At 65.2% G+C, this 22,050-nt stretch carries 24 protein-coding genes; 13 read left to right on the top strand and 11 right to left on the bottom strand.

What is annotated here, in order from left to right; translation table 11 throughout:
* Positions 1 to 13: 13 nt before the first annotated feature.
* From AC2YJX_RS13980 to AC2YJX_RS13960, 5 genes are all read right to left on the bottom strand, one after another.
* On the bottom strand, positions 14 to 334 hold the full coding sequence (locus AC2YJX_RS13980; RefSeq protein WP_306554689.1) for a hypothetical protein: 321 nt from the start codon (positions 332 to 334) through the stop codon (positions 14 to 16).
* Between the two features lie 16 nt (positions 335 to 350).
* Positions 351 to 2,060, bottom strand: a complete 1,710-nt coding sequence (locus tag AC2YJX_RS13975; protein ID WP_487256345.1) for a TPM domain-containing protein — start codon at positions 2,058 to 2,060, stop codon at positions 351 to 353.
* Between the two features lie 202 nt (positions 2,061 to 2,262).
* Positions 2,263 to 3,444: a helix-turn-helix transcriptional regulator gene (locus AC2YJX_RS13970; RefSeq protein WP_487256344.1), complete on the bottom strand. Its 1,182-nt coding sequence runs from the start codon at positions 3,442 to 3,444 to the stop codon at positions 2,263 to 2,265.
* A gap of 126 nt (positions 3,445 to 3,570) precedes the next feature.
* The gene (locus tag AC2YJX_RS13965; RefSeq protein ID WP_487256343.1) at positions 3,571 to 4,371 is read right to left on the bottom strand and encodes a hypothetical protein; all 801 of its coding nucleotides are present in this window, start codon (positions 4,369 to 4,371) and stop codon (positions 3,571 to 3,573) included.
* A 168-nt stretch (positions 4,372 to 4,539) separates the two neighbouring features.
* Positions 4,540 to 5,001: an IPTL-CTERM sorting domain-containing protein gene (locus tag AC2YJX_RS13960; RefSeq protein ID WP_487256342.1), complete on the bottom strand. Its 462-nt coding sequence runs from the start codon at positions 4,999 to 5,001 to the stop codon at positions 4,540 to 4,542.
* Positions 5,002 to 5,314: 313 nt separating this feature from the next.
* On the opposite strand from AC2YJX_RS13960, the gene AC2YJX_RS13955 reads away from it, so the two are divergent.
* Both AC2YJX_RS13955 and coaD read left to right on the top strand, forming a co-directional pair.
* Positions 5,315 to 6,544 (top strand): helix-turn-helix transcriptional regulator, encoded by a 1,230-nt coding sequence (locus AC2YJX_RS13955; RefSeq protein WP_487256341.1) that lies wholly within the window; start codon positions 5,315 to 5,317, stop codon positions 6,542 to 6,544.
* Positions 6,545 to 6,692: 148 nt separating this feature from the next.
* Entirely contained in the window at positions 6,693 to 7,193 is a 501-nt protein-coding gene (coaD, locus tag AC2YJX_RS13950) for a pantetheine-phosphate adenylyltransferase (RefSeq protein ID WP_055395514.1), read from the top strand.
* A gap of 85 nt (positions 7,194 to 7,278) precedes the next feature.
* Here the strand turns inward: coaD and AC2YJX_RS13945 are convergent, their stop codons facing one another.
* Positions 7,279 to 8,217, bottom strand: a complete 939-nt coding sequence (locus AC2YJX_RS13945) for a LysR family transcriptional regulator (protein ID WP_487256340.1) — start codon at positions 8,215 to 8,217, stop codon at positions 7,279 to 7,281.
* A gap of 200 nt (positions 8,218 to 8,417) precedes the next feature.
* On the opposite strand from AC2YJX_RS13945, the gene lysA reads away from it, so the two are divergent.
* Positions 8,418 to 9,671: a diaminopimelate decarboxylase gene (gene lysA, locus AC2YJX_RS13940; protein WP_487256339.1), complete on the top strand. Its 1,254-nt coding sequence runs from the start codon at positions 8,418 to 8,420 to the stop codon at positions 9,669 to 9,671.
* 477 nt (positions 9,672 to 10,148) lie between these two features.
* Positions 10,149 to 10,835: an N-acyl amino acid synthase FeeM domain-containing protein gene (locus AC2YJX_RS13935; protein ID WP_487256338.1), complete on the top strand. Its 687-nt coding sequence runs from the start codon at positions 10,149 to 10,151 to the stop codon at positions 10,833 to 10,835.
* 29 nt (positions 10,836 to 10,864) lie between these two features.
* Here the strand turns inward: AC2YJX_RS13935 and AC2YJX_RS13930 are convergent, their stop codons facing one another.
* From AC2YJX_RS13930 to AC2YJX_RS13915, 4 genes are all read right to left on the bottom strand, one after another.
* Positions 10,865 to 11,878: an NAD(P)H-dependent glycerol-3-phosphate dehydrogenase gene (locus tag AC2YJX_RS13930; protein WP_487256337.1), complete on the bottom strand. Its 1,014-nt coding sequence runs from the start codon at positions 11,876 to 11,878 to the stop codon at positions 10,865 to 10,867.
* Positions 11,879 to 12,097: 219 nt separating this feature from the next.
* Positions 12,098 to 12,556 (bottom strand): protein-export chaperone SecB, encoded by a 459-nt coding sequence (secB, locus tag AC2YJX_RS13925; protein ID WP_055395502.1) that lies wholly within the window; start codon positions 12,554 to 12,556, stop codon positions 12,098 to 12,100.
* Positions 12,557 to 12,664: 108 nt separating this feature from the next.
* Positions 12,665 to 12,922, bottom strand: coding sequence for a glutaredoxin 3 (gene grxC, locus AC2YJX_RS13920; protein ID WP_015015481.1), 258 nt, complete (start codon positions 12,920 to 12,922; stop codon positions 12,665 to 12,667).
* A 77-nt stretch (positions 12,923 to 12,999) separates the two neighbouring features.
* Positions 13,000 to 13,407: a rhodanese-like domain-containing protein gene (locus AC2YJX_RS13915; protein WP_121420926.1), complete on the bottom strand. Its 408-nt coding sequence runs from the start codon at positions 13,405 to 13,407 to the stop codon at positions 13,000 to 13,002.
* Positions 13,408 to 13,494: 87 nt separating this feature from the next.
* On the opposite strand from AC2YJX_RS13915, the gene gpmA reads away from it, so the two are divergent.
* The 4 genes from gpmA to AC2YJX_RS13895 all read left to right on the top strand — a co-directional run bounded on the left by gpmA (position 13,495) and on the right by AC2YJX_RS13895 (position 17,176).
* Complete coding sequence (gene gpmA / locus AC2YJX_RS13910; RefSeq protein ID WP_487256336.1) at positions 13,495 to 14,238, top strand: 2,3-diphosphoglycerate-dependent phosphoglycerate mutase; 744 nt, start codon at positions 13,495 to 13,497, stop codon at positions 14,236 to 14,238.
* 121 nt (positions 14,239 to 14,359) lie between these two features.
* Positions 14,360 to 15,796 (top strand): S41 family peptidase, encoded by a 1,437-nt coding sequence (locus AC2YJX_RS13905; RefSeq protein WP_055395496.1) that lies wholly within the window; start codon positions 14,360 to 14,362, stop codon positions 15,794 to 15,796.
* Positions 15,797 to 15,887: 91 nt separating this feature from the next.
* Positions 15,888 to 16,637: a HesA/MoeB/ThiF family protein gene (locus AC2YJX_RS13900; protein ID WP_121420924.1), complete on the top strand. Its 750-nt coding sequence runs from the start codon at positions 15,888 to 15,890 to the stop codon at positions 16,635 to 16,637.
* Between the two features lie 113 nt (positions 16,638 to 16,750).
* Positions 16,751 to 17,176, top strand: coding sequence for a response regulator (locus AC2YJX_RS13895; RefSeq protein ID WP_055395489.1), 426 nt, complete (start codon positions 16,751 to 16,753; stop codon positions 17,174 to 17,176).
* 110 nt (positions 17,177 to 17,286) lie between these two features.
* Here the strand turns inward: AC2YJX_RS13895 and AC2YJX_RS13890 are convergent, their stop codons facing one another.
* Entirely contained in the window at positions 17,287 to 17,919 is a 633-nt protein-coding gene (locus AC2YJX_RS13890; protein ID WP_010463169.1) for a response regulator, read from the bottom strand.
* Positions 17,920 to 18,044: 125 nt separating this feature from the next.
* On the opposite strand from AC2YJX_RS13890, the gene AC2YJX_RS13885 reads away from it, so the two are divergent.
* From AC2YJX_RS13885 to AC2YJX_RS13865, 5 genes are all read left to right on the top strand, one after another.
* A complete protein-coding gene (locus AC2YJX_RS13885; RefSeq protein ID WP_121420923.1) occupies positions 18,045 to 19,451 on the top strand; it encodes a sensor histidine kinase in 1,407 nt (468 codons plus the stop codon).
* Positions 19,452 to 19,649: 198 nt separating this feature from the next.
* Entirely contained in the window at positions 19,650 to 19,814 is a 165-nt protein-coding gene (locus AC2YJX_RS13880) for a DUF1328 domain-containing protein (protein WP_010463174.1), read from the top strand.
* A gap of 54 nt (positions 19,815 to 19,868) precedes the next feature.
* Complete coding sequence (locus AC2YJX_RS13875; RefSeq protein ID WP_055395485.1) at positions 19,869 to 20,261, top strand: hypothetical protein; 393 nt, start codon at positions 19,869 to 19,871, stop codon at positions 20,259 to 20,261.
* 109 nt (positions 20,262 to 20,370) lie between these two features.
* Positions 20,371 to 20,688: a BON domain-containing protein gene (locus AC2YJX_RS13870; RefSeq protein WP_055395483.1), complete on the top strand. Its 318-nt coding sequence runs from the start codon at positions 20,371 to 20,373 to the stop codon at positions 20,686 to 20,688.
* A 169-nt stretch (positions 20,689 to 20,857) separates the two neighbouring features.
* On the top strand, positions 20,858 to 22,033 hold the full coding sequence (locus AC2YJX_RS13865; protein ID WP_487256335.1) for a zinc-binding metallopeptidase family protein: 1,176 nt from the start codon (positions 20,858 to 20,860) through the stop codon (positions 22,031 to 22,033).
* Positions 22,034 to 22,050 lie beyond the last annotated feature (17 nt).

Here is a 22,050-nt window from a genome sequence, read left to right as displayed (position 1 = left end):
GAGTGCACGGAGCTCATGCTCCCACCCACAGGAGCGCTGCCAGGGTGGACAGCAGCGCCAGCACGGTGAAAGCGACTACCGCGCCACCGCTGGCCGCTGCCACGCTGACCACGGTGGACCAGCCACGCGCCTGGCCCCAGTGGGCAAGGTGGCGGGCCAGCCCCAGCGCGGCGAGCCAGCCCAGCACCAGCAGCACGGCCAAGGCGCCCAGCAGCTTTCCGCCCTGGGTGGAGTTCATCCCGTTGCTGCCGAGCAGTGCCGTAAACATGAAAAACAGCGCGGGCAGCAGATTGGCAGCGCCCGCCAGGAGCATGGTGAGGGTCGTGGCTGACATGCGGTGGGCCTGCGGCTTACTCCGTGACGGCGTAGCTCAGCACATCCAGCGACTGCGTGTGCTGGGGGTTGCCCGAGATCCAGTCCGCACGGGCGATCACCGTGTACACCCTGCCCTGTTCCAGCTTGCCGCCAGGTTGCAGGGCGGCGGTGCGCGGGTCTACGTAGAGCATGGCCGTGAACCCTTCGGCGCTGCGAAGCAGCACGGCCTGCTTGCCGTTTTTCACCTTGATATCGTTCACCCAGGCCGCCTTGTTGCCGGTGGGCGGGTTCAGGCTCTCCACGGTACCCGACAGGCGCACGATCTTGCGCCAGACCTTGCTGTCCTTCGGGTTGGTGACCTTGCCGCTTTCTGCGGCATCGGCCTTCTGAATGTCGCCCAGCGACTGGTAGGCGATGGTCCAGTCCGCGTGGCTGGTATCGCGGCGCAGGTGGTCGGCGGCGAGCATCAGGGTTTCCGTCCAGCCCCCGCAGGCGTTCTTCTTCTTGCACAGCGGCCAGGCTGTGCTGATCCAGCGCTTGAGCTGCTCGGCCTTGTCCTGGTGGCCGTCCATCTCCAGCGCCACGCCCGCGCCCAGCACGGCGGCGGCCTGGTTCTGCTCGGGGGCCACCACCAGCACGGCGCCGTTGCCCACATCGAGCTTGCCTACGCGCAGCTGGCGCATCATGGCGTGGGCATATTCATTGGCGCTCTTGCCGCCCAGGTCTTTCACCAGCAGGGTGACGATCTCCACGCCCGTTTTCTGCGCATGCTCGTACATCTGCTTTTCAAACTGAGCACGGATGGCCGGGTCCAGGATGCCGAACTCGTCGTAGATGAACTGTGTGCCCTTGGACGGGATGGCGGCCGCGTCCACCTTGGGCAGGGTTTCGGCCGCGGCGGCCAGGGCTGGGGCGGGCGTCTTGGCCGAGGGGACCGCCGGTGCTGCCGTGGGCGCTGGCGCCTTGGCGACCGTGGTGGCGGGTGCCGGGGCGGGTGATGCGGCAGCGGGTGCCGGTGCAGCGGGGGCACCCGCTGCGGTGCGCACCGGCAATCCGCCAGAGCACTGCGGCCCACCGCCTTGCAGCTCGCAGGCTTCTGTCCAGCCGTTGGCAATGGCGGCCAGGCGCTTCTTGCGGCCCGGGTGGGTTTCGCCGTCCTTCTCGGGGATCAGCGTGGCAATGGCGCGCTGGGCATCGGCCAGCGGCGCGCCCATCTTGTAGAGCACAAAGCCGCTGAACTTGTCCGACTCCAGCTCGATGGGTGGCTGGCTGCCGCCGGGCACGATGGTGTGGCCCGAGAGGTGGTGCCCGATCTCGTGGGCCATGATGCTCACGGGCGCCCAGTTGTTGGATTTGGTGGCCTGAATGACTTCGCCCATGAAGGCCGGGTTGTAGGCAATCACGCGGCGCGGCACCTTGTCAGGCCCCTGCATGATCACCGCCGCCGCATTGGGCACCTTGCCCTCCACCACCACAAAGTTGGCGGGCAGGCCGGTGTATTTCATGATCTCGGCCACCACCTGTTTGCCGGTGCCGCCGCCCTTGGACAGGTCGGGTGGCGAGAAGGCCAGCGGGCTGCCGTCGTACGAGCAGGCCTGCAGCGTGGCGGCCAGCTCGGCCGCCAGCTGGGCCTTGCTGGGCTTGGCCACGGCAGCCGTCTTTTGGGCCATGGCCAGGCCGCCCACGGCCAGGCCCAGCATGGTGGCGCAGGCGAAGGCGACAGGGCGAACAATGCGGTGTTTCATGGGGATGGGTTCCTTGGGTTGGGATCAGTGAATGCGGTGGCCGGTTGCGCTGCGTGTTGCGCGCAGCCGTCGATACTGTCGCGCCCCAAGCCAGGGCGGCCGAGCAAGGGCCGCCCCGCAGTGAGGGCCGCGTCCCCCTGCCCGCATGGCGCAGCCATGCGAGAGCGGGGGGAAGGCGCCGAAGGCGACTCAGGGGGGTGTCTCATACCGTCACCAGTGCCGCCACGCGCAGCACGCGCTGGGCCAGTTCGGCCTGGCCGCGTGTGCTGGTCTTGGCGTACAGGCTGGCCAGCTGGGAGCGCACGGTGGGCATCTTCACGTGCCGGTTGTCGGCCATTTCGCGCGGGGTCATGCCCTGCAGCAGCAGGGGCAGCAGGGCGGCTTCGGCAGGCGTCAGGCCATAGAGCGCGCTGCACACCGACACCGTGGCGCCCGCGTGGGGTGGCGCCTCGGGCACCAGGATGAACTGGGCCAGCGGCTCGGCGGCGGGCCCCGGGCCATTGCGCAGCGGCGCGGCCAGGGCCACCAGTGTCCCCGGCGCGGTGTCGTGCTGGGTCTGCAGCCGGGCCGAGACGGGCGAGCGTGTGCTCAGGCTGGCGGTGAGCAGTGGCGCCAGCCCGGGGTGGATCTGCGCCAGCTGCAGGGGCTGGCGCGCCTGCCAGCCCGTGGCGTTGCGCAGCAGGATGCGGCATTCGTCCTCCACCCCCAGCCAGGCGCGGGCGTGTTCGTTCAGGTAGCGCACCTCGCCACGCTGGTTCACATGCATCAGCCCCAGCGGCAGCTGGTCCAGCGTGCGCTCCAGCGCACTGCTGTGGCGGCGGGCCTGCTGCAGGCGGCGCTGGGCGCGCATGAGGCTGCGCACCCAGGGCGTCACGGCGCGCAGCCGGGCAAATTGCTCGGGCGTGAACTCGTTCTGGCCCAGGTCGTTGTACATCGCCAGCACGTGCATGCCCACCTCGGGCGAGGCCTCCACGATGCTGTTGACCATGGCATCGATGCCCAGGGGCTTGAGGTAGTCGGCATAGAACGCGCCACGGCGCAGGGCTGGGGTGCTGACGAGCTGCTGGCTTAGCGAACCGCCGCGTGCCAGCGCCTCACCCTGCTGGCGCACGAGCGCCTCGCTCCACGCATCGCTGCCCTGGATCAGGTTCGCATAGCGCGCCAGGAAATCATCGGGCATGCCCCATTGGTAGGCGGCCAGCGGGTCGTCCGAGCCGGGCAGGGGGCAAAACAGCACCACCTTGTGGCTGCCCAGCGATTCGCCCACGCGGTGCAGCAGGCGCTCCACCATGCCGGGCTCGCCCAGGGCCTCCAGGCTTTCGGCCATCAGGGTCTCGAAACCCGGTATTCCCACAGGCTGCGGGTCCTGCTCTTCACCGCTCAATGGGTGCCTCCTCATCAGGTTGAATGAACTGCGCCGGATGGTAGGGTTGATGCCTGCGCCGCAACATCATTCAGGTGAAGGATGTGGCTGCGGCCCGACAGGTTTTCATGAACTTGTTCACGCTTTTCACGCGCCCATTTGCCACAGCACGAGTTCGACCACTGCGCGGGCATAGAGCTGGGTGGCCTGCCACTTGAGCGCCGCGAACAGTGCACCGGCCAACAGCAGCCGCCAGCCATCGCGCCGCCAATCCAGCACCAAAAACTGCCGCAGCGCCACCATGAGCATCAGCGTCTGCAGCGCCGTCATGTACCAGGGAGACCAGGCCTTGTGCCACCTGAACAGCTCGGGCGACGACGCCAGCACCAGCGGCAGCTGGTTGACCATCTGCAGCGCAATGAACACCGCCTGGCAATACAGTGCCAGGGTCAGCAGCTCGGCCACGTTGTAGCCCCACCGGCGGAACACCAGCCACATGCTGGCAAACGCCGCTACCGCGCCCAGCGAGAACGACCACTTGGAATACCCGGCGACCAGGGCGTACATGCGCTGCGCCTCTTCGCTGGGTAGCTCGGGCCGCAAGTAGTCGGTGTGGCCCAGCACGATCAGCAGGAAGCCGATGGCCAGGCACAGCAGGGTCAGCGGGTGGGGGTGGTCCTTGCGCTGGCCCAGCACGTATTCGCGTGCGGTGGTGCCGGGCTGGGGCAGCACGCGCAGTGCGTTGCGGAGGGTGTTCCATTCAAACCAGCGAAAACGCTCCCACGCTTCCTTGCGCACGGTGCTGCTGCCCATGCGCGCGGCCTTCTTCTGCCCGCACTGCGCGCAAAACGGGCCAGAGAGCGTCGCGCCGCAGTTCAGGCAGGCCTGGGTGTCGAACAGCGCGTCGCTGACGGTGGTGGGAGTGGGCTGGGGCGGACGGGGAATCACAAGGAAGAAACGGCGCAGGCCGGGCTGGGGAGGGCTGCGGATCGTAGGCTGTGGCCCGGCAGCCGCCATCGTTCACATGAACGACGATGAGCGACGGCGCTGCGTGGGTTTGCTATGTTTTATGTAGCTATTGGCGCTTGATGGATAAGCGCTGGCGCCCAAAAATTCCTAAAACCTCTTGCGACGCAGTGCCCCCATGCCCAGCGTGGCCGCCGCGAGCGACAGCAGGATCAGCGCCCATTCACCCAGGGTGGGCACGGCGGTGGCGCCGACGGGGGGAACGTTGGGCGCGTTCACCGTGAAGTCGCAGGTGGCCGTGGGTGGGTTGGCGGGCCGGGGGCCCACTTGGTACAGCCAGGTGTTGGGGCGGGCCGGGTCATCGACCATGCGGACGTTGCCGCCGCAGTTGCCGCGGACCGTGCTGCCCACGGGGAGTGGCGGCGAAACGGCGCAGACCTGTTGGGGGCCGGGCACCGGGAAATCGGTGCAGGTAATGGTGAACGCGCCGGGCGGGTTGCTGATGGTGTTGATGGTGGCCCACTGGGCCTGGGCGCTTCCTGCGGCTAGGCAGGCGCTGACAGACACGGAGCGGAACAGGGCAACGCGGAAAATGCGGCGGCGGAGTTTCATGGGTGCGAGGCTTGGAAAAAAATGGACCATGCCGCCCGCTGGCGCGAGCGGCGACACGCAGGGACTGTAGAAAGCCCCGGCGCCCTTGCCCATCCGCTACCTGGAGGAGCCTCGCTCGCTATGTTCTCATTCGGGTAGATGATGACGGCAGCCAGGGGCGGCTCCTACGATCCGCCGCTTTCTATGAAACACATGGCCTGTGCGAAGCCGGGTGCCTGCGTCCGGCCCGCCTGCCTGCCTTTTGCAAAAGGTAACGGGCAGGGGGCAAACGCTGGGGCAGCATTCCGGCGGGCGCAGGCTCTGCATAAAGGGAATGGGTTTGCATCCTGCTTTTTGCGATCTGCTGGCATCGGTGTCGGACGGCACCCGGTTTGGCGACACGCTGGCCCGCTACGCCGCCAGCTTTCGCGCGGACCTGCTCGGCGGAGCCTTCCTGGCCAGCGATCTGGACCAGCTGGCGCAGTGGGGCGCGGAGTTTGCCGCGCACCCCGAGGTGGAATACTGGCTGCAGTCGCCATCGAGCGACGGCGCGCCCGCGCTGCTGGCGATGGGCGTGACGCCCGAGGCGGCGCAGCGCTACGCCACGCACTTTCGCCTGCAAGACCCGCTGTGGGACGACGCCATGGCGCAGCGTGCGCGCACGGGCCCGTCGGGCACCTGGGTGGCCACGGACGCGCCCGTGCACGCCACGCGCGGCTTTCGCCGCAGCGAGATCTACAGCGACTTCCTGCGCGAGTACGGCATCGGCACCCGCATGTTTGGCGGCAGCCAGGGCGCGTCGCACCCGGTGGGCAATTTGTTCATGTCGGTGTACCGCCAGGGGGACGACGAGGGCTTCACACCGGAGGAAGTCGCGCGTTTTCGCGCAGAGTTTGGCGGCGTGCAGCGCGCGGCCTTTCTGCACCGCGAGATGGTGGCGCTGCGCGCGCGCACCCAGGGCCTGGAGTCGCTGATGGAGCAGATGCCCATGGGCCTGCTGTTTTTTGACACTGCCGGCCGCCTGCTGCACGCCAATGCACGCGCCCGGCTGCTGAGCGCCCGGCCCGAAAGCGTGGCCCTGCGCACGCTGCTGCGCCGCCCGGTGCTGGCCAGCACGGCCGATGCCGCGCTGCGCGCGCTGTTCCAGCAATCGCTGCAGGGCCGCAGCGGCTGTGTGGAGCTGCCCGGCACCGAGGGCGGCTTGCTGCTGGTGACGCTGCCCCTGAGCGACCTGGCCGCGCTGGGCCTGTGCCACCGCGCGCCAGGCATCGCCTGGGTGGTGCTGGAGCGCAGCCTGTGCGGCGAGGCCGCCGTCGCCCTGGCCCGCCAGGCCTACCGCCTGAGCCCGTCCGAGGCCGACCTGCTGCTGGCGCTGATGCGCGGCCAGACCCCGCAGGATTTTGCGGACGCGCGCGGCTCGCGCATCTCGACCGTGCGCACGCAGATGAGCGCGCTGCTGGCCAAGACGCGCACCCAGCGCCAGCAGGATCTGGTGGCGCTGGTGGCCCGGCTGATGCTGCTGGCACCGGGCAACGTGGCACTGCAGGGGATTGCGGTGGTGTGATCTCGTGGGGAGAGGGCGGCCCGCCGGTTCATGTTGCAGTGCACTGCATAATGCGCGCACGCGGCCCGCAGGCCCTGCGGCACGGGTGGTTCATCCGCTCCCAGGGCCCGGGCCAACGTCTATACAGCCAGACAGGAGGCAACCAGCCATGGCCCAGAACGTGCTCGCCGTGTACCCCGGAACCTTTGACCCCATCACGCTGGGCCATGAAGACGTGGTGCGCAGGGCCACCCAGTTGTTCGAACGCGTGATCGTGGCCGTGGCTGCGGGCCACCACAAGAAGACGCTGTTCACCCTGGAAGAACGCATCGACATGGTCCGCGAGGCGGTCAAGAACTACCCACAAGTGCAGGTCGAAGCCTTCTCGGGCCTGCTGCGCGACTTTGTCGTGGAGCGTGGCGGCAAGGCCATGGTGCGTGGCCTGCGCGCCGTGACCGACTTTGACTACGAATTCCAGCTGGCGGGCATGAACCGCAGCCTGATGCCGCAGGTGGAAACCGTGTTCCTCACCCCCAGCGACAAGTACCAGTTCATCAGCAGCACCTTTGTGCGCGAGATCGCCGTGCTCGGCGGCGAGGTGACCAAGTTTGTGTCGCCCTCGGTGGAGCAGCGGCTGGCCGAGAAGGTGCGCACGCTCACGCCGCCCTGATTTTTGGCAAAAACAGCCTCTGGCGCTTATCTGGTAAGCGCAATATGCTATATAAATAGTAGCAAATTCTCTGCAGCGGCAGTGGTCACGCCACGGCCTCCAGGCGGCGCGCCACCTCCGCCGCCTCGGCCCGCAGGGCCTCCAGCATGGGCGCCACCTCGGGCAGCGGTGGGCGGTACAGCGGCAGTACGGCCGCCACGCTGAACGGGATCGACAACGCGAGCCGACGCACCACCAGCCGGCCATTGGCTGCGGCGGTCAGGGCCGTCAGCGGGTTGACGATGGCCAGCCCCAGGCCATGCTCCACCATCGCGCACACGGCAGCCGCGCTGTGGGTTTCCATGCGCAGCGTGCGTGGCACGGCGGCTTCGGCAAAGCGCGCGTCGATGATGCGGCGATAGGGGTCGTCGGCCGACAGGCTCACAAAGGGCTGGTCGGCAAAGTCCGCCAGCTGCAGCACGGGTTGGCGGGCCAGGGCGTGGCTTGCGGGCAGCACGGCCACTTCGTCCAGGGTGAGCAGCACCTCGGCGCGGGTGCCGGGCGGGGCGGCGGTCTGCTCGCACAGGCCCAGGTCAAAACGCTGGGCACTCATCCATTCTTCGAGCAGCGGCGAATCCTGCGGCGTGACCGACAGGCGCGCGTGGGGCTGCCCCTGCATCAGCCGCGCCGCCGCGCCGGGCAGCAGCGCGTGCGCCAGCGCGGGCAGGCACAGTACTGCCAGTTGCACGGCGTCGGGCCGGCCCAGCGCCACGGCGCGGTCCACCACGCGCTCCAGCCCCTGCCACGAGCGCTGTACCTCGTCCCACAGGGCCAGTGCCCGCGCATTGGCGCGCAGGCGGCCCTGTATGCGCTCGAACAGCGCATAGCCCAATAACGATTCAAGCCGGGCCAGCTCGCGGCTCACCGTGGGCTGCGAGCTGTGCAGCAGGTCGGCGGCGCCGGTGGCGCTGCCAGCAGTCATCACGGCGCGGAACACCTCGATGTGCCGGTGGGTGATGCGGTGGGCCAGTGCGGGGTCGGTCATGGGCAAAGCATATCCATATTGAATAGAGGATGTAAATCAAAGCATTCGACCAAATACCTTGGAAGGGGCATCATCCGCGCTTCCATTCAGTCATGACTTACGCAAAACAGGGTTCAGGCAAGCGGTTCACCCCAGGGCGAGGCGGTTGTTGCATCCCGATTTGCGTAAGTCCTATCAGTCTTTGTGCCTTCGGAGTCCCCATGTCCAACCCTTTCTCGCCCGCCCAGCTGTGGTCCCTGGCCGACCAGTTCGGCACCCCCTTGTGGGTGTATGACGCGGCCACCATCCGCCAGCGCATTGCGCAGGTGTCCAATTTCGAGACCATCCGGTTCGCGCAGAAGGCCTGCTCCAACATCCACATCCTGAAGCTCATGCGCGAGCAGGGCGTGAAGGTGGATGCGGTCTCGCGCGGCGAGATCCTGCGTGCGCTGGCGGCCGGCTACACGGCCGGCAAAGGCGGGGAAGGGCCGTCGGAGATCGTCTTTACCGCCGACCTGTTCGACGCCGCCACGCTCGACTGCGTGGTGGAACACGGCGTGCCGGTCAACGCTGGCTCGATCGACATGCTGCACCAGCTGGGCGCGAGCTCGCCGGGCCATGCGGTGTGGCTGCGCATCAACCCCGGCTTTGGCCATGGCCACAGCAACAAGACCAACACCGGCGGCGAGCACAGCAAGCACGGCATCTGGCACACCGACCTGCCTGTCGCACTGGATGCGATCAAGCAGCACGGCCTGAAGCTGGTGGGCCTGCACATGCACATCGGCTCGGGCGTGGACTACAGCCACCTGCAGGAGGTGTGTGGTGCGATGGTCAACCTGGTGCGCACGGCGCATGCGGCCGGGCATGACCTGCACGCCATCTCGGCCGGTGGTGGCCTGTCCATCCCCTACCGCGGTGGCGACCCGGTGGTCGACACCCAGCACTACCACGGCCTGTGGGACGCCGCGCGCCAGCAGGCCGAAGCCATCGTGGGCCACAAGCTCGGGCTGGAGATTGAGCCCGGCCGCTATCTGGTGGCTGAATCCGGCGTGCTGCTGGGCCAGGTGCGCGCCACCAAGAACGCGGGCAACAACCACTTCGTGCTGGTCGATACCGGCTTCAACGAACTCATGCGCCCATCGATGTACGGCAGCTACCACGCCATGAGCGTGCTGCGCCGCGATGGCTCCACGGCGGCAGAGCAGCCCACGGTGGTGGCAGGCCCGTTGTGCGAATCGGGCGACGTATTTACCCAGGGCGACGGCGGCGTGGTGCTGCCACGGGACCTGCCCGCCGCCCAGGTGGGCGACCTGCTGGTGATCCACGACACCGGGGCGTATGGCGCATCGATGTCCTCCAACTACAACACGCGTCCGCTGATTGCCGAGGTGCTCGTTGACGGTGGCCAGGCGCGCCTGATCCGCCGCCGTCAGACGGTGGACGAACTGCTGGAGCTGGAACAGGGGCTTTGATCGTGCTGTGGGGCGGGTGCCGCTCCCACAGCCGGTAGGCGCGCGCCTACGGCCACGCGCCGTGCTGGCGCACACGGGCGGGAAAAGGAGGGCCATACAGTGAAATCACTTATCCCCTTCAACCCTTTTCAGGAGATCACTATGCCCATCATTGCCTGGCTGCTCGGCGTCCCACTGTCCGTTGTTCTGTTGCTCATGCTGTTCGGCGTGTTCTGATCCTGCCCCGCAAGGGGATTGCCAAAAAAGCCGCAGGGCGCCTATCCATGGTGCCCTGCGGCTTTTTTGCTGGGCATGCCTTTCGCCAAGGTCGTGCGTCCGTTCGTCCGCTTGCCATGCCAACCCGGGCTCCAGGGAACGAGAGAAGCCGCTAAGCTGACCTTTCGCCCTGTTTCAACGGAGCGACGAGGCCCCGGCTGCCTCGCGCCACGCACGGCGCGCGGGCGGGTAGAGGCCACTTTGCCCACCCCTGGAGCCGCCATGGACGCCGAAGAACAGACCATTGTCGAGCTGGCCTACCCCGGCGAGTACCTGAGCCGCCTGGGCTGTGCCGAAACCAAGACCTGCAAGATCCGCCTGTCCCGCAAGGGCCAGGGGCTGCTGGCCCGCATGTACGCCCGCAAGGGCTACAGCATGCAGGCCACCTTGTCGCACGACTGCGACCTGAGCAGCCTGGTGGTGCAGATTGATGGGCAGTCGCAGGGGACGATTTCGGTCCGCATGGACGACGGGCAACTGGCGGCCGAGGAGCAGTACCCCGAGTTCATCGCCGAACTGCGCCAGCGCGGCGCGCGCATCTGCGAGATGGGCAAGCTTGCAATGGACCCCGGGGTGCGTTCCAAGCATGTGCTGGGTGCCATCTTCCACATTGCGTGGATCGTGGCCTTCCGCGCCCGGCGCGCCACCGACATCGTCATCGAGGTGAACCCGCGCCACGCCCCGTTCTACCGGCGCATGCTGTGTTTTGACCAGATCGGCCCCGAACGCATGTGCGAGCGTGTGGGTGCGCCCGCCGTGCTGCTGCACATCGGCGCTGACAAGGGGCGCCGCCTCATCGACCAATTTGGCGGCCAGCCCAAGCTGGCCAGCGTGGAGCGCAGCTTCTACCCCTATTTCTTCCACCCCGACGATGAAGAGGGGCTGCTGCGGCGCCTGTCGGTGGGGTAGCCGTCAGGTCTTGCGCGGGGCCTCTACCGTCAGAGCTCGCCCCGGGGGCCGCGGCCCATGAGCTGCGCCACGGCCTCGGCAGGTTGCAGGCGGCCGTCAAGCAGCGCCACGGCGGCCTCGGCGATGGGCATGTCCACACCCAGTGTCTGCGCACGCTGCACCACGGTGCGGGCGCTGTAGACGCCTTCCGCCACATGGCCCAGGGATTCCACCGCCTGCGCCAGGGTCTGGCCCTGTGCCAGCAGAATGCCCACGCGCCGGTTGCGCGACAGGTCGCCGGTGGCGGTCAGCACCAGGTCGCCCAGGCCGGACAGGCCCATGAAGGTGTCGGGCCGCGCGCCCAGCGCCAGGCCCAGCCGCGTCATCTCAGCCAAGCCGCGCGTGATGAGTGCGGCGCGGGCGTTGAGACCCAGCGCCAGCCCGTCACACAGGCCGGTGGCAATGGCCAGCACGTTCTTCACCGCGCCGCCCACTTCCACGCCCACGATGTCTTCGTTGGCATACACGCGCACGCTCGGGCTGTGAAAGGCTTTGACCAGCGCATCGCGCACGGCCGCATGGGCGCTGGCGGCCACCAGGGCTGTGGGCTGCCCCAGGGCGACTTCCTGCGCAAAGCTCGGGCCGCTGAACACACCTGCTATTAAATCAGGAGCTACTTGGGCTTGTACTTCGTGCGCCAGCAGCCCAAAAGATGCTGAATTGGCACCGGCAGGCACCGCCTCGAAGCCCTTGCACAGCCAGGCCACAGGTGCCGTGCACCCGCGCAGCGCCAGCAGCATGCCGCGCAGGGCCGCCATGGGCGTGGCCACGATGACCAGGTCGGCACCGGGCAACAGCGCGCGGAAGTCGCCATCGACCACTGAGAGGGACGGGGGGAGGGCAATGCTCGGCAGGTAGCGGGCGTTTTGTGCCTGGGCGCGCATGCTTTGCGCCTGGGCTGCATCGCGGGCCCACAGGGTGACCGCGTGCCCGGCAGGGTGCTGGGCTGCGCTCATGGCGACCGCAGAGCCCCAGGCACCAGCGCCCAATACTATGATTTTCATAGCTGCTTGCGCTTATCTATCGGGCGGTAGAGGCCAAAAATAGCATTGATTTCAAGGGCCCACTGCGCTGTGCTTCGTCGGCCGTCCGTGGAATCGGCGTGGCCCAAGCGCGGTAGCCGCGGAACTGGCTTTGCCAGGCCGCTGGCTGCGTCCCCCTCCCGTAGCGCGCAGCGCGTAGAGAGAGGGGAAGGCGCGAAGCGACTCAGGGGGCGTTTTACATCACTGCGTGATGATGGGCGAGGCTTGACCGGCGGCCTGCGCTTGCTGCTGCTCGTACATGGCCTGGAAGTTGATTTCGGCCAGGTGGACGGGCGGGAAGCCAGCTCGGTTGATCACGTCGGCCACGTTGCCGCGCAGGTAGGGGTACACGATCTGTGGGCAGGCGATGCCCATGATGGGGCCCATCTGGTCTTCGGGCACGTTGCGGATTTCAAAGATGCCGGCCTGCTTGGCTTCGACCAGGAACACGGTCTTGTCCTTGATCTTGGTCTGCACGGTAGCCGTCACGGCCACTTCAAAAATGCCTTCGGCCACGGGAGTGGCTTCCACACCCAGCTGGATGTCCACGCTGGGTTGCTCTTGTTCGAGCAGGATGCCGGGGGAATTGGGTTGCTCCAGCGACAGGTCCTTGAGGTAGACGCGTTGGATCTGGAACACGGGGTTTTCTTGATCGGCCATGGTGAAGTCTCTTTGAGCTTACAAAATTGCTAGCAAAACAAAACCCGCCGGGGAGCAGCTCCCGCAGCGGGCACATGGGGCTGCATTATGCAGCGCCCGGGGAGGGGGTCAGGCGCCCAACAAGGGCATGAGCTCGCCACGGCTGTCCAGCGCCACCAGATCGTCGTGGCCGCCCACATGGGTGTCACCGATGTAGATCTGCGGCACCGTGCGGCGGCCGGTGATCTCCATCATGTGGCTGCGCGCGGCGGGGTCGGTGTCGATGCGGATCTCCTCGATCTGCTCCACACCCTTGGACTTGAGGATCTGCTTGGCCCGGATGCAGTAGGGGCAGACGGCGGTGGTGTACATCTTCACGGGTTGCATGGCGGACCTTCCTCTTTCTTCCTGTGGGGCTAAAAATCAGTGGCAAGACTATCGCGGACCCAATAACTGGGGGCGGATCAGGCTTTTTCCACAGGCAGGCTGGCTTCTCGCCAGGCCTTCAGGCCACCAGCGAGCGACTGGGCGTTTTCGTAGCCCAGTTTTTTGGCAATGGCGACGGCGCGGTTGGAGCGGGCGCCACTGGCACACACCAGCACCACGGGCAGGGCCTTGTTCTTGACCACGGTGGGCAGGCGCTCTTCGAGCTGGCCCAGGGGCACGTTCTTGGCTCCGTTCACGTGGCCGGCGGCGAATTCCTCGGTTTCGCAGACGTCGATGACCACCGCTTTTTCGCGGTTGATGAGCTGCACGGCGCGCGCTGGCGTCAGCGAGCCGCCACTGGCGTTCTTGAGGACCGGCCACAGCAACATGCTGCCCGAAGCCAGTGCAACGAGGAACAGATACCAGTTATCAATAATGAATTTCACGAAGCTTCCTTGGGTTGGCGAACAGCGTAATTCTAGAATGCTGGGTTTTGGCCCGCATTTTTTTGACCTGCCTTTCCTGGGGAAACCATGTACAAGCTCGTTCTGATTCGCCACGGCGAATCCACCTGGAACCTTGAAAACCGCTTTACCGGCTGGACCGACGTGGATCTCACGCCCACCGGTGTTTCCCAGGCCATGTCGGCCGGCAAGCTGCTCAAGGCCGAGGGCTACGAGTTCGACCTGGCGTTCACCAGCGTGCTCAAGCGCGCCATCCACACCCTGTGGTACACGCTGGACGAAATGGATTGCACCTGGCTGCCCGTGGTCAAGGACTGGCGCCTGAACGAGCGCCACTACGGTGCCCTGCAGGGCCTGAACAAGGCCGACATGGCCAAGCAGTACGGCGACGAGCAGGTGCTGGTGTGGCGCCGCAGCTATGACACCCCGCCGCCAGCGCTGGAAGCCACCGACCCCCGCAGCGAGCGCAGCGACCGCCGCTACGCCGCTCTGGCCGAAGGCAGCGTGCCGCTCACGGAATGCCTGAAGGACACCGTGGCCCGCGTGCTGCCGTTCTGGAACGATGCCATGGCACCGGCCATCCGCTCAGGCAAGCGCGTGGTGGTCGCCGCGCACGGCAATTCCATCCGCGCCCTGGTGAAGTACTTGGACAACATCTCCGAGTCGGACATCGTGGGCCTGAACATTCCCAACGGAATCCCGTTGGTATATGAACTGGACGCCGACCTCAAGCCCATCCGCCACTACTATCTGGGCGATGCAGAAGCGGCTGCCAAGGCAGCTGAGGCAGTGGCATCGCAAGGCAAGGCGTAAAGCCTGGGTAAAGACGGGGAAAACCCGCCGATACCCTGTCTAAAGTGAGTGCCTGCGCGGAACTGCAGCGGGTTTGGTCCTTCCAAGGTGTATATTGGTTTTGAAGCGGTAAAGGTGTTGTATGGGCCACAAACTCAAAATTGCGGGATGGGTATCGGTTGGTGTCGTGGCTGGGGCTCTGACGACGGTTTCGTTGCAGACGGTCGCGCGTGGTGCGATGACTCCGCTGCCGCTGGAGGAAATCCAGCAGCTATCGGCGGTGTTTGGCCTCGTAAAGACCGACTATGTCGAACCGGTGGATGACAAAAAGCTCATCACCGACGCCATCTCCGGCATGGTCGCCAGCCTGGACCCACACTCCCAGTATTTCGACAAGAAGTCCTTCAAGGAATTTCGCGAAGGCACTTCCGGCCGTTTTGTGGGGGTTGGTATCGAAATCACCCAGGAAGACGGCTTGATCAAGGTGGTGTCGCCCATCGAAGGGTCTCCCGCCTTCCGCGCTGGCCTCAAGACCAATGACCTGATCACCAAGATCGACGAAACGGCGGTCAAGGGCCTGTCCCTGAACGATGCCGTCAAGCGCATGCGTGGCGAGCCCAACACCAAGGTCACGCTCACCATCTTCCGCAAGGACGAGAGCCGCACCTTCCCGGTCACCATTACGCGCGAAGAGATCAAGACCCAGTCCGTCAAGGGCAAGGTGGTGGAGCCCGGCTACGCCTGGATCCGCCTGTCGCAGTTCCAGGAGCGCACGGTCGATGATTTTGTGCGCAAGGTGGAAGAGGTCTACAAGCAGGAACCCAACCTCAAGGGCCTGGTGCTCGACCTGCGCAACGATCCCGGCGGCCTGCTGGATGCGGCTGTGGCCGTGTCGGCCGCGTTCCTGCCAGAAAACGTCACGGTGGTCACGACCAACGGGCAACTGGCGGACAGCAAGGCCACTTACAAGGCCTCGCCCGACTTCTATCAGCGCCGTGGCGGGGGTGACCCGCTGCGCCGCCTGCCCGCAGCCCTCAAGTCCGTGCCACTCGTGGTGTTGGTGAATGAAGGCTCTGCGTCGGCCAGCGAGATCGTGGCGGGCGCTCTGCAGGACCACAAGCGCGCCACCATCATGGGCAGCCAGACCTTTGGCAAGGGCTCGGTGCAGACCGTACGTCCGCTGGGGCCTGATACCGGCATCAAGCTGACCACCGCGCGCTATTACACCCCCAGCGGCAAGTCGATCCAGGCCAAGGGCATCGTGCCCGACGTGATGATCGACGAATCGGAAGAAGGCAACATCTTCGCTGCTTTGCGCATGCGCGAGGCCGATCTGGACAAGCACCTGGGTAGCGGCCAAGGCGAGGAAAAGAAGGATGAGGCCCGTGAAAAGGCCCGCGAAAGCGCCCTCAAGCGCATGGAAGAAGAAGCCAAAAAGCCTGCAGCAGAACGCAAGGCTCCAGAGTTCGGTTCGGACAAGGACTTCCAGCTCGTGCAGGCGCTCAACCAGCTCAAGGGCCGCCCCGTGCTGGTCAGCAAGACACTGACGGAACGCAAGGACGAAAAGAAAGAAAATTGAGCTTTCGCTCCCTGTGCTGAAGGCCGGATTTCCAGCGAAGTCCGGCCTTTTTTCTTGTCCTTCTTGCTCTTCTTTTCTTGAGACTATCGCCATGACCGATGACCAGCTCCTGCGGTACTCCCGCCACATCCTGCTCGATGAGATGGGCATCGAGGGGCAGGAGCAGGTGCTGGCGTCCCATGCCCTCATCATCGGTGCGGGTGGCCTGGGCTCGCCTGCCGCGCTGTACCTGGCGTCTGCCGGTGTGGGGCACATCACCCTGGTGGACGACGATGTGGTGGACCTGACCAACCTGCAACGCCAAATCGCACACACCACCGCGCGCGTCGGCCAGCCCAAGGTGGCGTCTGCAGCCAGCGCCATGGCAGCTATCAACCCCGAAGTGCAGGTAACCGTGCTCCAGGCGCGCGCAGATGCCGCTGTGCTCGATACCCTGGTGCAAGACGCCTGCGTGGTGCTCGATTGCAGCGACAACTACGCAACACGCCACGCCGTCAATGCGGCCTGTGTGCGCCATCGCAAGCCCCTTGTTGCGGGGGCCGTCATCCGCTTTGATGCCCAGATCACGGTGGTGGACCCGCGCCAGGCTGCGTCGCCCTGTTACGCCTGTATTTTTCCGCCTGAGGCGGATTTTGAAGAGGTGCGTTGCTCCACCATGGGCGTGTTTGCCCCGCTGGTGGGCGTGGTGGGTGCCCTGCAGGCGGCCGAGGCGCTCAAGCTGCTTGCAGGCATCGGGACGTCACTGGCTGGGCGTCTGTTGATGCTGGATGGACGGTCCATGGAATGGAGCATGATGAACGTGGCGCGTGCGCCGCACTGCACGGTGTGTGTTGCTCGGTAGGATTACTCCTACAGCGTCCGCGTGCAGCGGCTGGCAGAATCCGCTCAGCTGAGCCACTAAATTTGAGGCTCGACCAGCGTAAATGTGCGTTGGTAGTGAAACGGGACCCTTCTGTGAAACTCCGCACCTATATCGTTGAAGACAACGCCACCATTCGAGAGAACCTGATCGGGACGCTCGAAGAGTTGGCGTCCGTAGAGGCGGTAGGGGTCGCTGAGACCGAGGACGAGGGCAAGAACTGGCTCGCCACCCATGGTGAGCAGTGGGATCTGGCAATAGTGGATCTTTTTCTGCGCCAAGGCAGTGGGCTGGGGGTCCTGGCAGCATGCCGCTCGCGCCGCCCTGGCCAGAAGATGGTGGTGCTGAGCAACTACGCGACACCCGATGTGCGCATGCGTTGTGCACAGCTTGGGGTGGATGCGGTCTTCGACAAATCCAACGAAATTGATGCGCTGGTGGACTACTGCATCCAGCACAGCAGCAGTCCTGCGGGGATGGAAGCTGGCCAGTCCCTGTCGTCGCCTGGCCATTCGCTGTGATGCTGCGCCCTGCAGCGCGGGTGCGCGCGGCGGGGTTTTTTATTTTCTACTCTTCTCGCCAGCGGGCTGAGTCAGGCCCAATGACCCCGGACTGAGGCCACTGCTCCATGTCAGTCAATCAAGCGATTCTTGAGCGCGTAGTAGGTCAGATCGCTGTTGGACGACAGGCTCATCTTCTCCATCAATCGCGTGCGGTAGGTGCTCACCGTCTTGACGCTGAGCGACAAGGCCTTGGCGATATCGCCTGCCGTCTCTCCCTTGGCCAGCTTGAGGAACACCTGGAACTCGCGTTCCGACAACTGCTCGTGGGGCGGTGCGTCGTCCTTGCGATTGAGTTGCTGGGCCAGCAGTTCGGCCACGGCAGGCGTCAGGTAGCGGCGGCCCAGCGCAATGGTACGGATCGCCTCCACGATTTCAGAGGGTTCGCACTCCTTGTTCAGGTAGCCGCTCGCGCCCTGGCGGATCAGGTTGATCGCATAGTGCTCTTCGGGGTAGCCGCTCAGAATCAGGATGCCCATGTCCGGGGCCTTGGCCCGCAGCATGGCCAGCGCATCCAGCCCGCTCTGTCCGGGCATCGACAGGTCCATGAGCAGGACATCAATTTCCTTGTTGCGCACCAGGTCGATGGCTTCACGGCCGTTGGAGGCCTCACCCTCCACCCGCAGATCCACATGCTCGGACAGGAACTGCCGCAGCCCGGAACGAACTATCGCGTGGTCATCCACAATGCCAATCTTGATCATCGATCTTTCTTTCGCAGGGCGGTGATGCCGCTCCTGATGTTTGTTGGTTGGAAAGCTTATCCGGCACGTCATCCCTGTTGGCAGGGTGGTACCCGGGTCTTCACACATTATCCAGAATACCGCGTATGAGTCTTAAAGAAAACACCCGCATCTGGCTGCCCAAGGTCCGCAAGATGGCCTTGAGCCTGCCCATGGCGTTGCTGGCGGCCATGGTGCTGGTGGGTATCAACGAAACGGGTCACATGCGCTCACAAGATGCGGTGGAGCAGATGAGCCACGGTCAGAACACGCGCAAGGCCGTCAACCTGTTGCTGCAGAGCATGCTGGACGCAGAAACCGGGCAGCGTGGCTATCTGCTCACCGGCAACGAGACTTATCTGGAGCCATACGACAAGGCGGTGGCTACCGTGCAGACCAACCTGGACGGCTTGCGCGGGCTGTTCATGGATGCCCCCGAAGACATGCAGGAATTTGCGCTGCTGTCGCGGCAGATATCCCGCAAGCTCGCGGAGATGGAACTGAGCCTGCGTTTGCGCCGGCAGGGCAATGAAGATGCCTGGAAGTTCATCCTGCATACCGATGTGGGCAAGGAGCATATGGAGGCCATCCGCAAGCACGCGCTGGAGTTGATTGCCCGCAGCGACATGCACGTGAAACAAGGCCAGGACCAGATCGAGCAGTCGCTCATGCTGTCGCGCATTGGCATTGCCACGGTGACGGTCATTGGCTTGCTGGCGTTCTACATGTATCTGCGCCAGGCGCAGGCGCTGCAGGTCGTCAACCAGCGCGAACAGGCCCTGCTGGAGCGCGAACGGGACCGCCTGGAAGGCCTTGTAAAGGCCCGTACCGCAACTCTTTCCGAGCTGGCAAACCATCTGCAGCAAGTACGTGAAGATGAGCGTGGGCACCTTGCGCGCGAGCTGCACGATGAGCTGGGTGCACTGCTCACTGCGGCCAAGCTGGATGTTGCGCGGCTCAAGTCCAGGATCGACGCCAACGCCCCCGAGGTGGCAGAGCGGCTCAAGCACCTGACCGAAACGCTCAACAGCGGTATTGCGCTCAAGCGCCGCATCATTGAAGACCTGCGGCCCTCATCGCTCTCCAACCTCGGACTGACGGCCGCGATCGAGATCCTCACCCGCGAATATGCCGAACGCGCAGGTATCGAAGTGGAAACGAGCCTGGAATCCGTGCAGTTGCCTGATGCCTCGCAACTCACGGTGTACCGCATGGTGCAGGAGGCGTTGACCAACATCGGCAAATACGCCAAAGCCAGCAAGGTGCTGGTGTCGGTACACGGTTACCCCACGCATGTGGCAGTTCAGGTGCGCGACGATGGCGAGGGGTTCGATCCCGCCACGGTGCGTCCTACCTCGCACGGGCTGTCGGGAATGCGCCACCGCGTGGAGTCTGCGGGCGGCAGGCTGTCCATCACCTCGCGCCCGGGCAACGGCACCCTGGTCTCTGCCGTGCTCCCGCTGCAGCGCCATGGCGCCGAGGCGTCGTCGCAGCCGCCCTCTCTGGCCGCTTGACCTGGCGGCCTTGGGCCAGGGATAGCGAGCCGCAGCGCGCCGTCCTACAGGCGGCCCGCTGCACCGCCGACAGGCTTGCGCGCCGGGCACCGGCATCTTTGACTCTCCATGCTCCTTACAGTGGATTCCAGGCGCTGAAATTCATGTGCCAACCCACCCGCCGGCAACCGGCCCCCTCAAGAGGAGAAGGAGAAAGAAATGTTGCACTACGCAGTTGTTTTTCTGGTGATCGCGCTGATCGCAGCCCTGTTCGGCTTTGGCGGTATTGCTGCCGGTGCCGTGGGCATCGCCAAGATTCTGTTCTTCGTGTTCGTCATCATGGCGGTTGTGACCTTTGTACTGGGTCTGCTCAAAAAGGGCTGACGCCCCGGCCGTGAAACCAAGCATTCCGCATCCACCCCTTCAAGGAGTTTCCGCATGAGTATCCAGACCGCTACCGACAAAGTTGCCAACGGCGCACGCCATCTCGCAGATGATGTGCTGCAAAGCGCCCAAGACGCCGTGCAGTCCACCCGCACGGCCGCCAACACCTCGCTGGAAAAAGCCGAAGAAGGCGTACGTGCCCTCCGCAGCCAGACCGACCCCGTCATTGACGACTTGGCAGCGCGTGCCCAGGATCTGGCAGCCCGCAGCATCGGCTATTGCGCAGAAACCAGTGCCCGTGCCCGTCGCCAGATGCAGCATGCAGCAGACGCCACCACCAAGTATGTGGCGGAGCAACCCGGCAAATCGATGGTGATCGCCGCAGCATCGGGTGCCGTGCTCGCAACCCTGGTGCTCTGGATGTCGCGCCGCAAGCACGCCTACTGAAGCCTGTCTCTATCCCTACAGTCCGCCGGTCGCGGAGGGTGCAACAGACCGGCAGATTGCAATCTTCCAGCACCCGCGTTCCCAACCATTTTCAAACAAGGACAACACCATGAAATACGCACGTGCACTCGCCTTTGCCGCTGTCGCTGGCATCACCATCATCACGGCCACGGGCTGCTCGGTGGCCCGTGAACAACAGACCGTTGGCGCCTATGTAGATGACGCCGGCATCACCACCGCCGTCAAGGCAAAAATGGCTGAAGACAAATCCGTCTCCGCCACGTCGATCAGCGTGGAAACGCTCAACGGCACGGTGCAGCTCTCGGGCTTTGCCAAGTCGCAAGCTGAAAAGAACCAGGCTGAAGCCATCGCACGCAACACCAAGAATGTGCGTGAAGTGCGCAACAGCATCGTGGTTCGTCCCTGACCGGATGCCTGAACATTGCGCTGCGGGCTTCCTGCCGGTAGCGCATAGGCACTGACCGCTGAGCAGGCTCCGGGTACCTCCTGGAGCCTGCTTTTTTCATGGGGCGCCAGCAGGCATACCCCTGGGTCTTGCTCGTTTGCCACACCCCACCGGGTATAAGCTCCACACCATGCGGGTATTCAATTGCGACCATTGCGGTCATCTGGTTTTTTTCGACAGCGTGCAGTGTCTGCACTGTGGCAGCGCGCTGGCATTTTTGCCCGATGTGTTGACCATCGCGGCCCTGGCGCCTGCGCCGCAGGATGGCGCCGACCTGTGGCGCCGCCGGGGCGGGCGCGGTGGCTCGGATTACAGCGGTCGCTTGTACCGTATGTGCCGCAACCATACCGAACACCAGGCCTGCAACTTTGCCGTGCCTGCCAACGACTATGCGGAACTGTGTGTATCGTGCCGCCAGACCCGGGTGTTGCCCGATCTGTCGGAGCCCGCGAACATGGGCCGCTGGATGCAGATCGAGGCCGCCAAGCGGCGCCTGTTCTACAGCCTGGCCCGCCTGGGCCTGGAGCCCGCCCCCGGGCGCACCGGACCCGTTTTTGAATTTCTGGCCGAGGTGCCCGGTGGTCCGCCGGTGTTGACGGGCCACCACAGCGGAACGATTACGCTGAATGTGGCCGAGGCCGATGACGATGAGCGCGCACGCCGCCGCATCGCGCTGGGTGAGCCCTACCGCACGCTGATTGGCCACCTGCGGCATGAGTCCGGCCATTTTTATTGGGACCAGCTGGTGCGCGACGGTGGCCGCCTGGAAGATTTTCGCCAGATGTTTGGCGATGAGCGCCAGGACTACGCTGCCGCGCTGGAGGCTCACTACGCCAAGGGCAACGACCTGGGCGACTGGGCCGACCACCATGTCAGCGCCTATGCCGCTGCCCACCCCTGGGAAGACTGGGCCGAAACATGGGCCCATTACCTGCACATGATCGATCTGCTGGAGACGTCGGCCAGCTACGCGACCGAGGTCACGATCCCGGGCATTTATGGGGCGCAGCGCAGCAGCGCCATCGACCCGTTTGCCAGCCCGGCGCCTGATTTCCAGTCGATGGTGCAGCACCTGGTGCCGCTGACACTGCTACTCAACAGCCTCACCCGCAGCTTGGGGCAGCCAGATGCCTATCCGTTTGCGCTGGCAGGCGAGGTGCTGGCCAAACTGCGGTTTGTGCATGACGTGGTGCGCGAAGCCGCCCGGCGGCCCGCCCCAGTCGCTGCTCCGGCTCCGCAGCCCGCACCGGCTCCCAAACAAAATGTCAAAAAAAGTAGCAAAACAACCAGCAAGGACGTGCGATAGCGCCATTTTTTCCTTGG

The sequence above is a fragment of the Acidovorax sp. SRI_002 genome, assembly GCF_057586455.1.
Note: the sequence above shows the minus strand (reverse complement) of the source record. Positions and strands in the feature narration are given on the sequence as shown.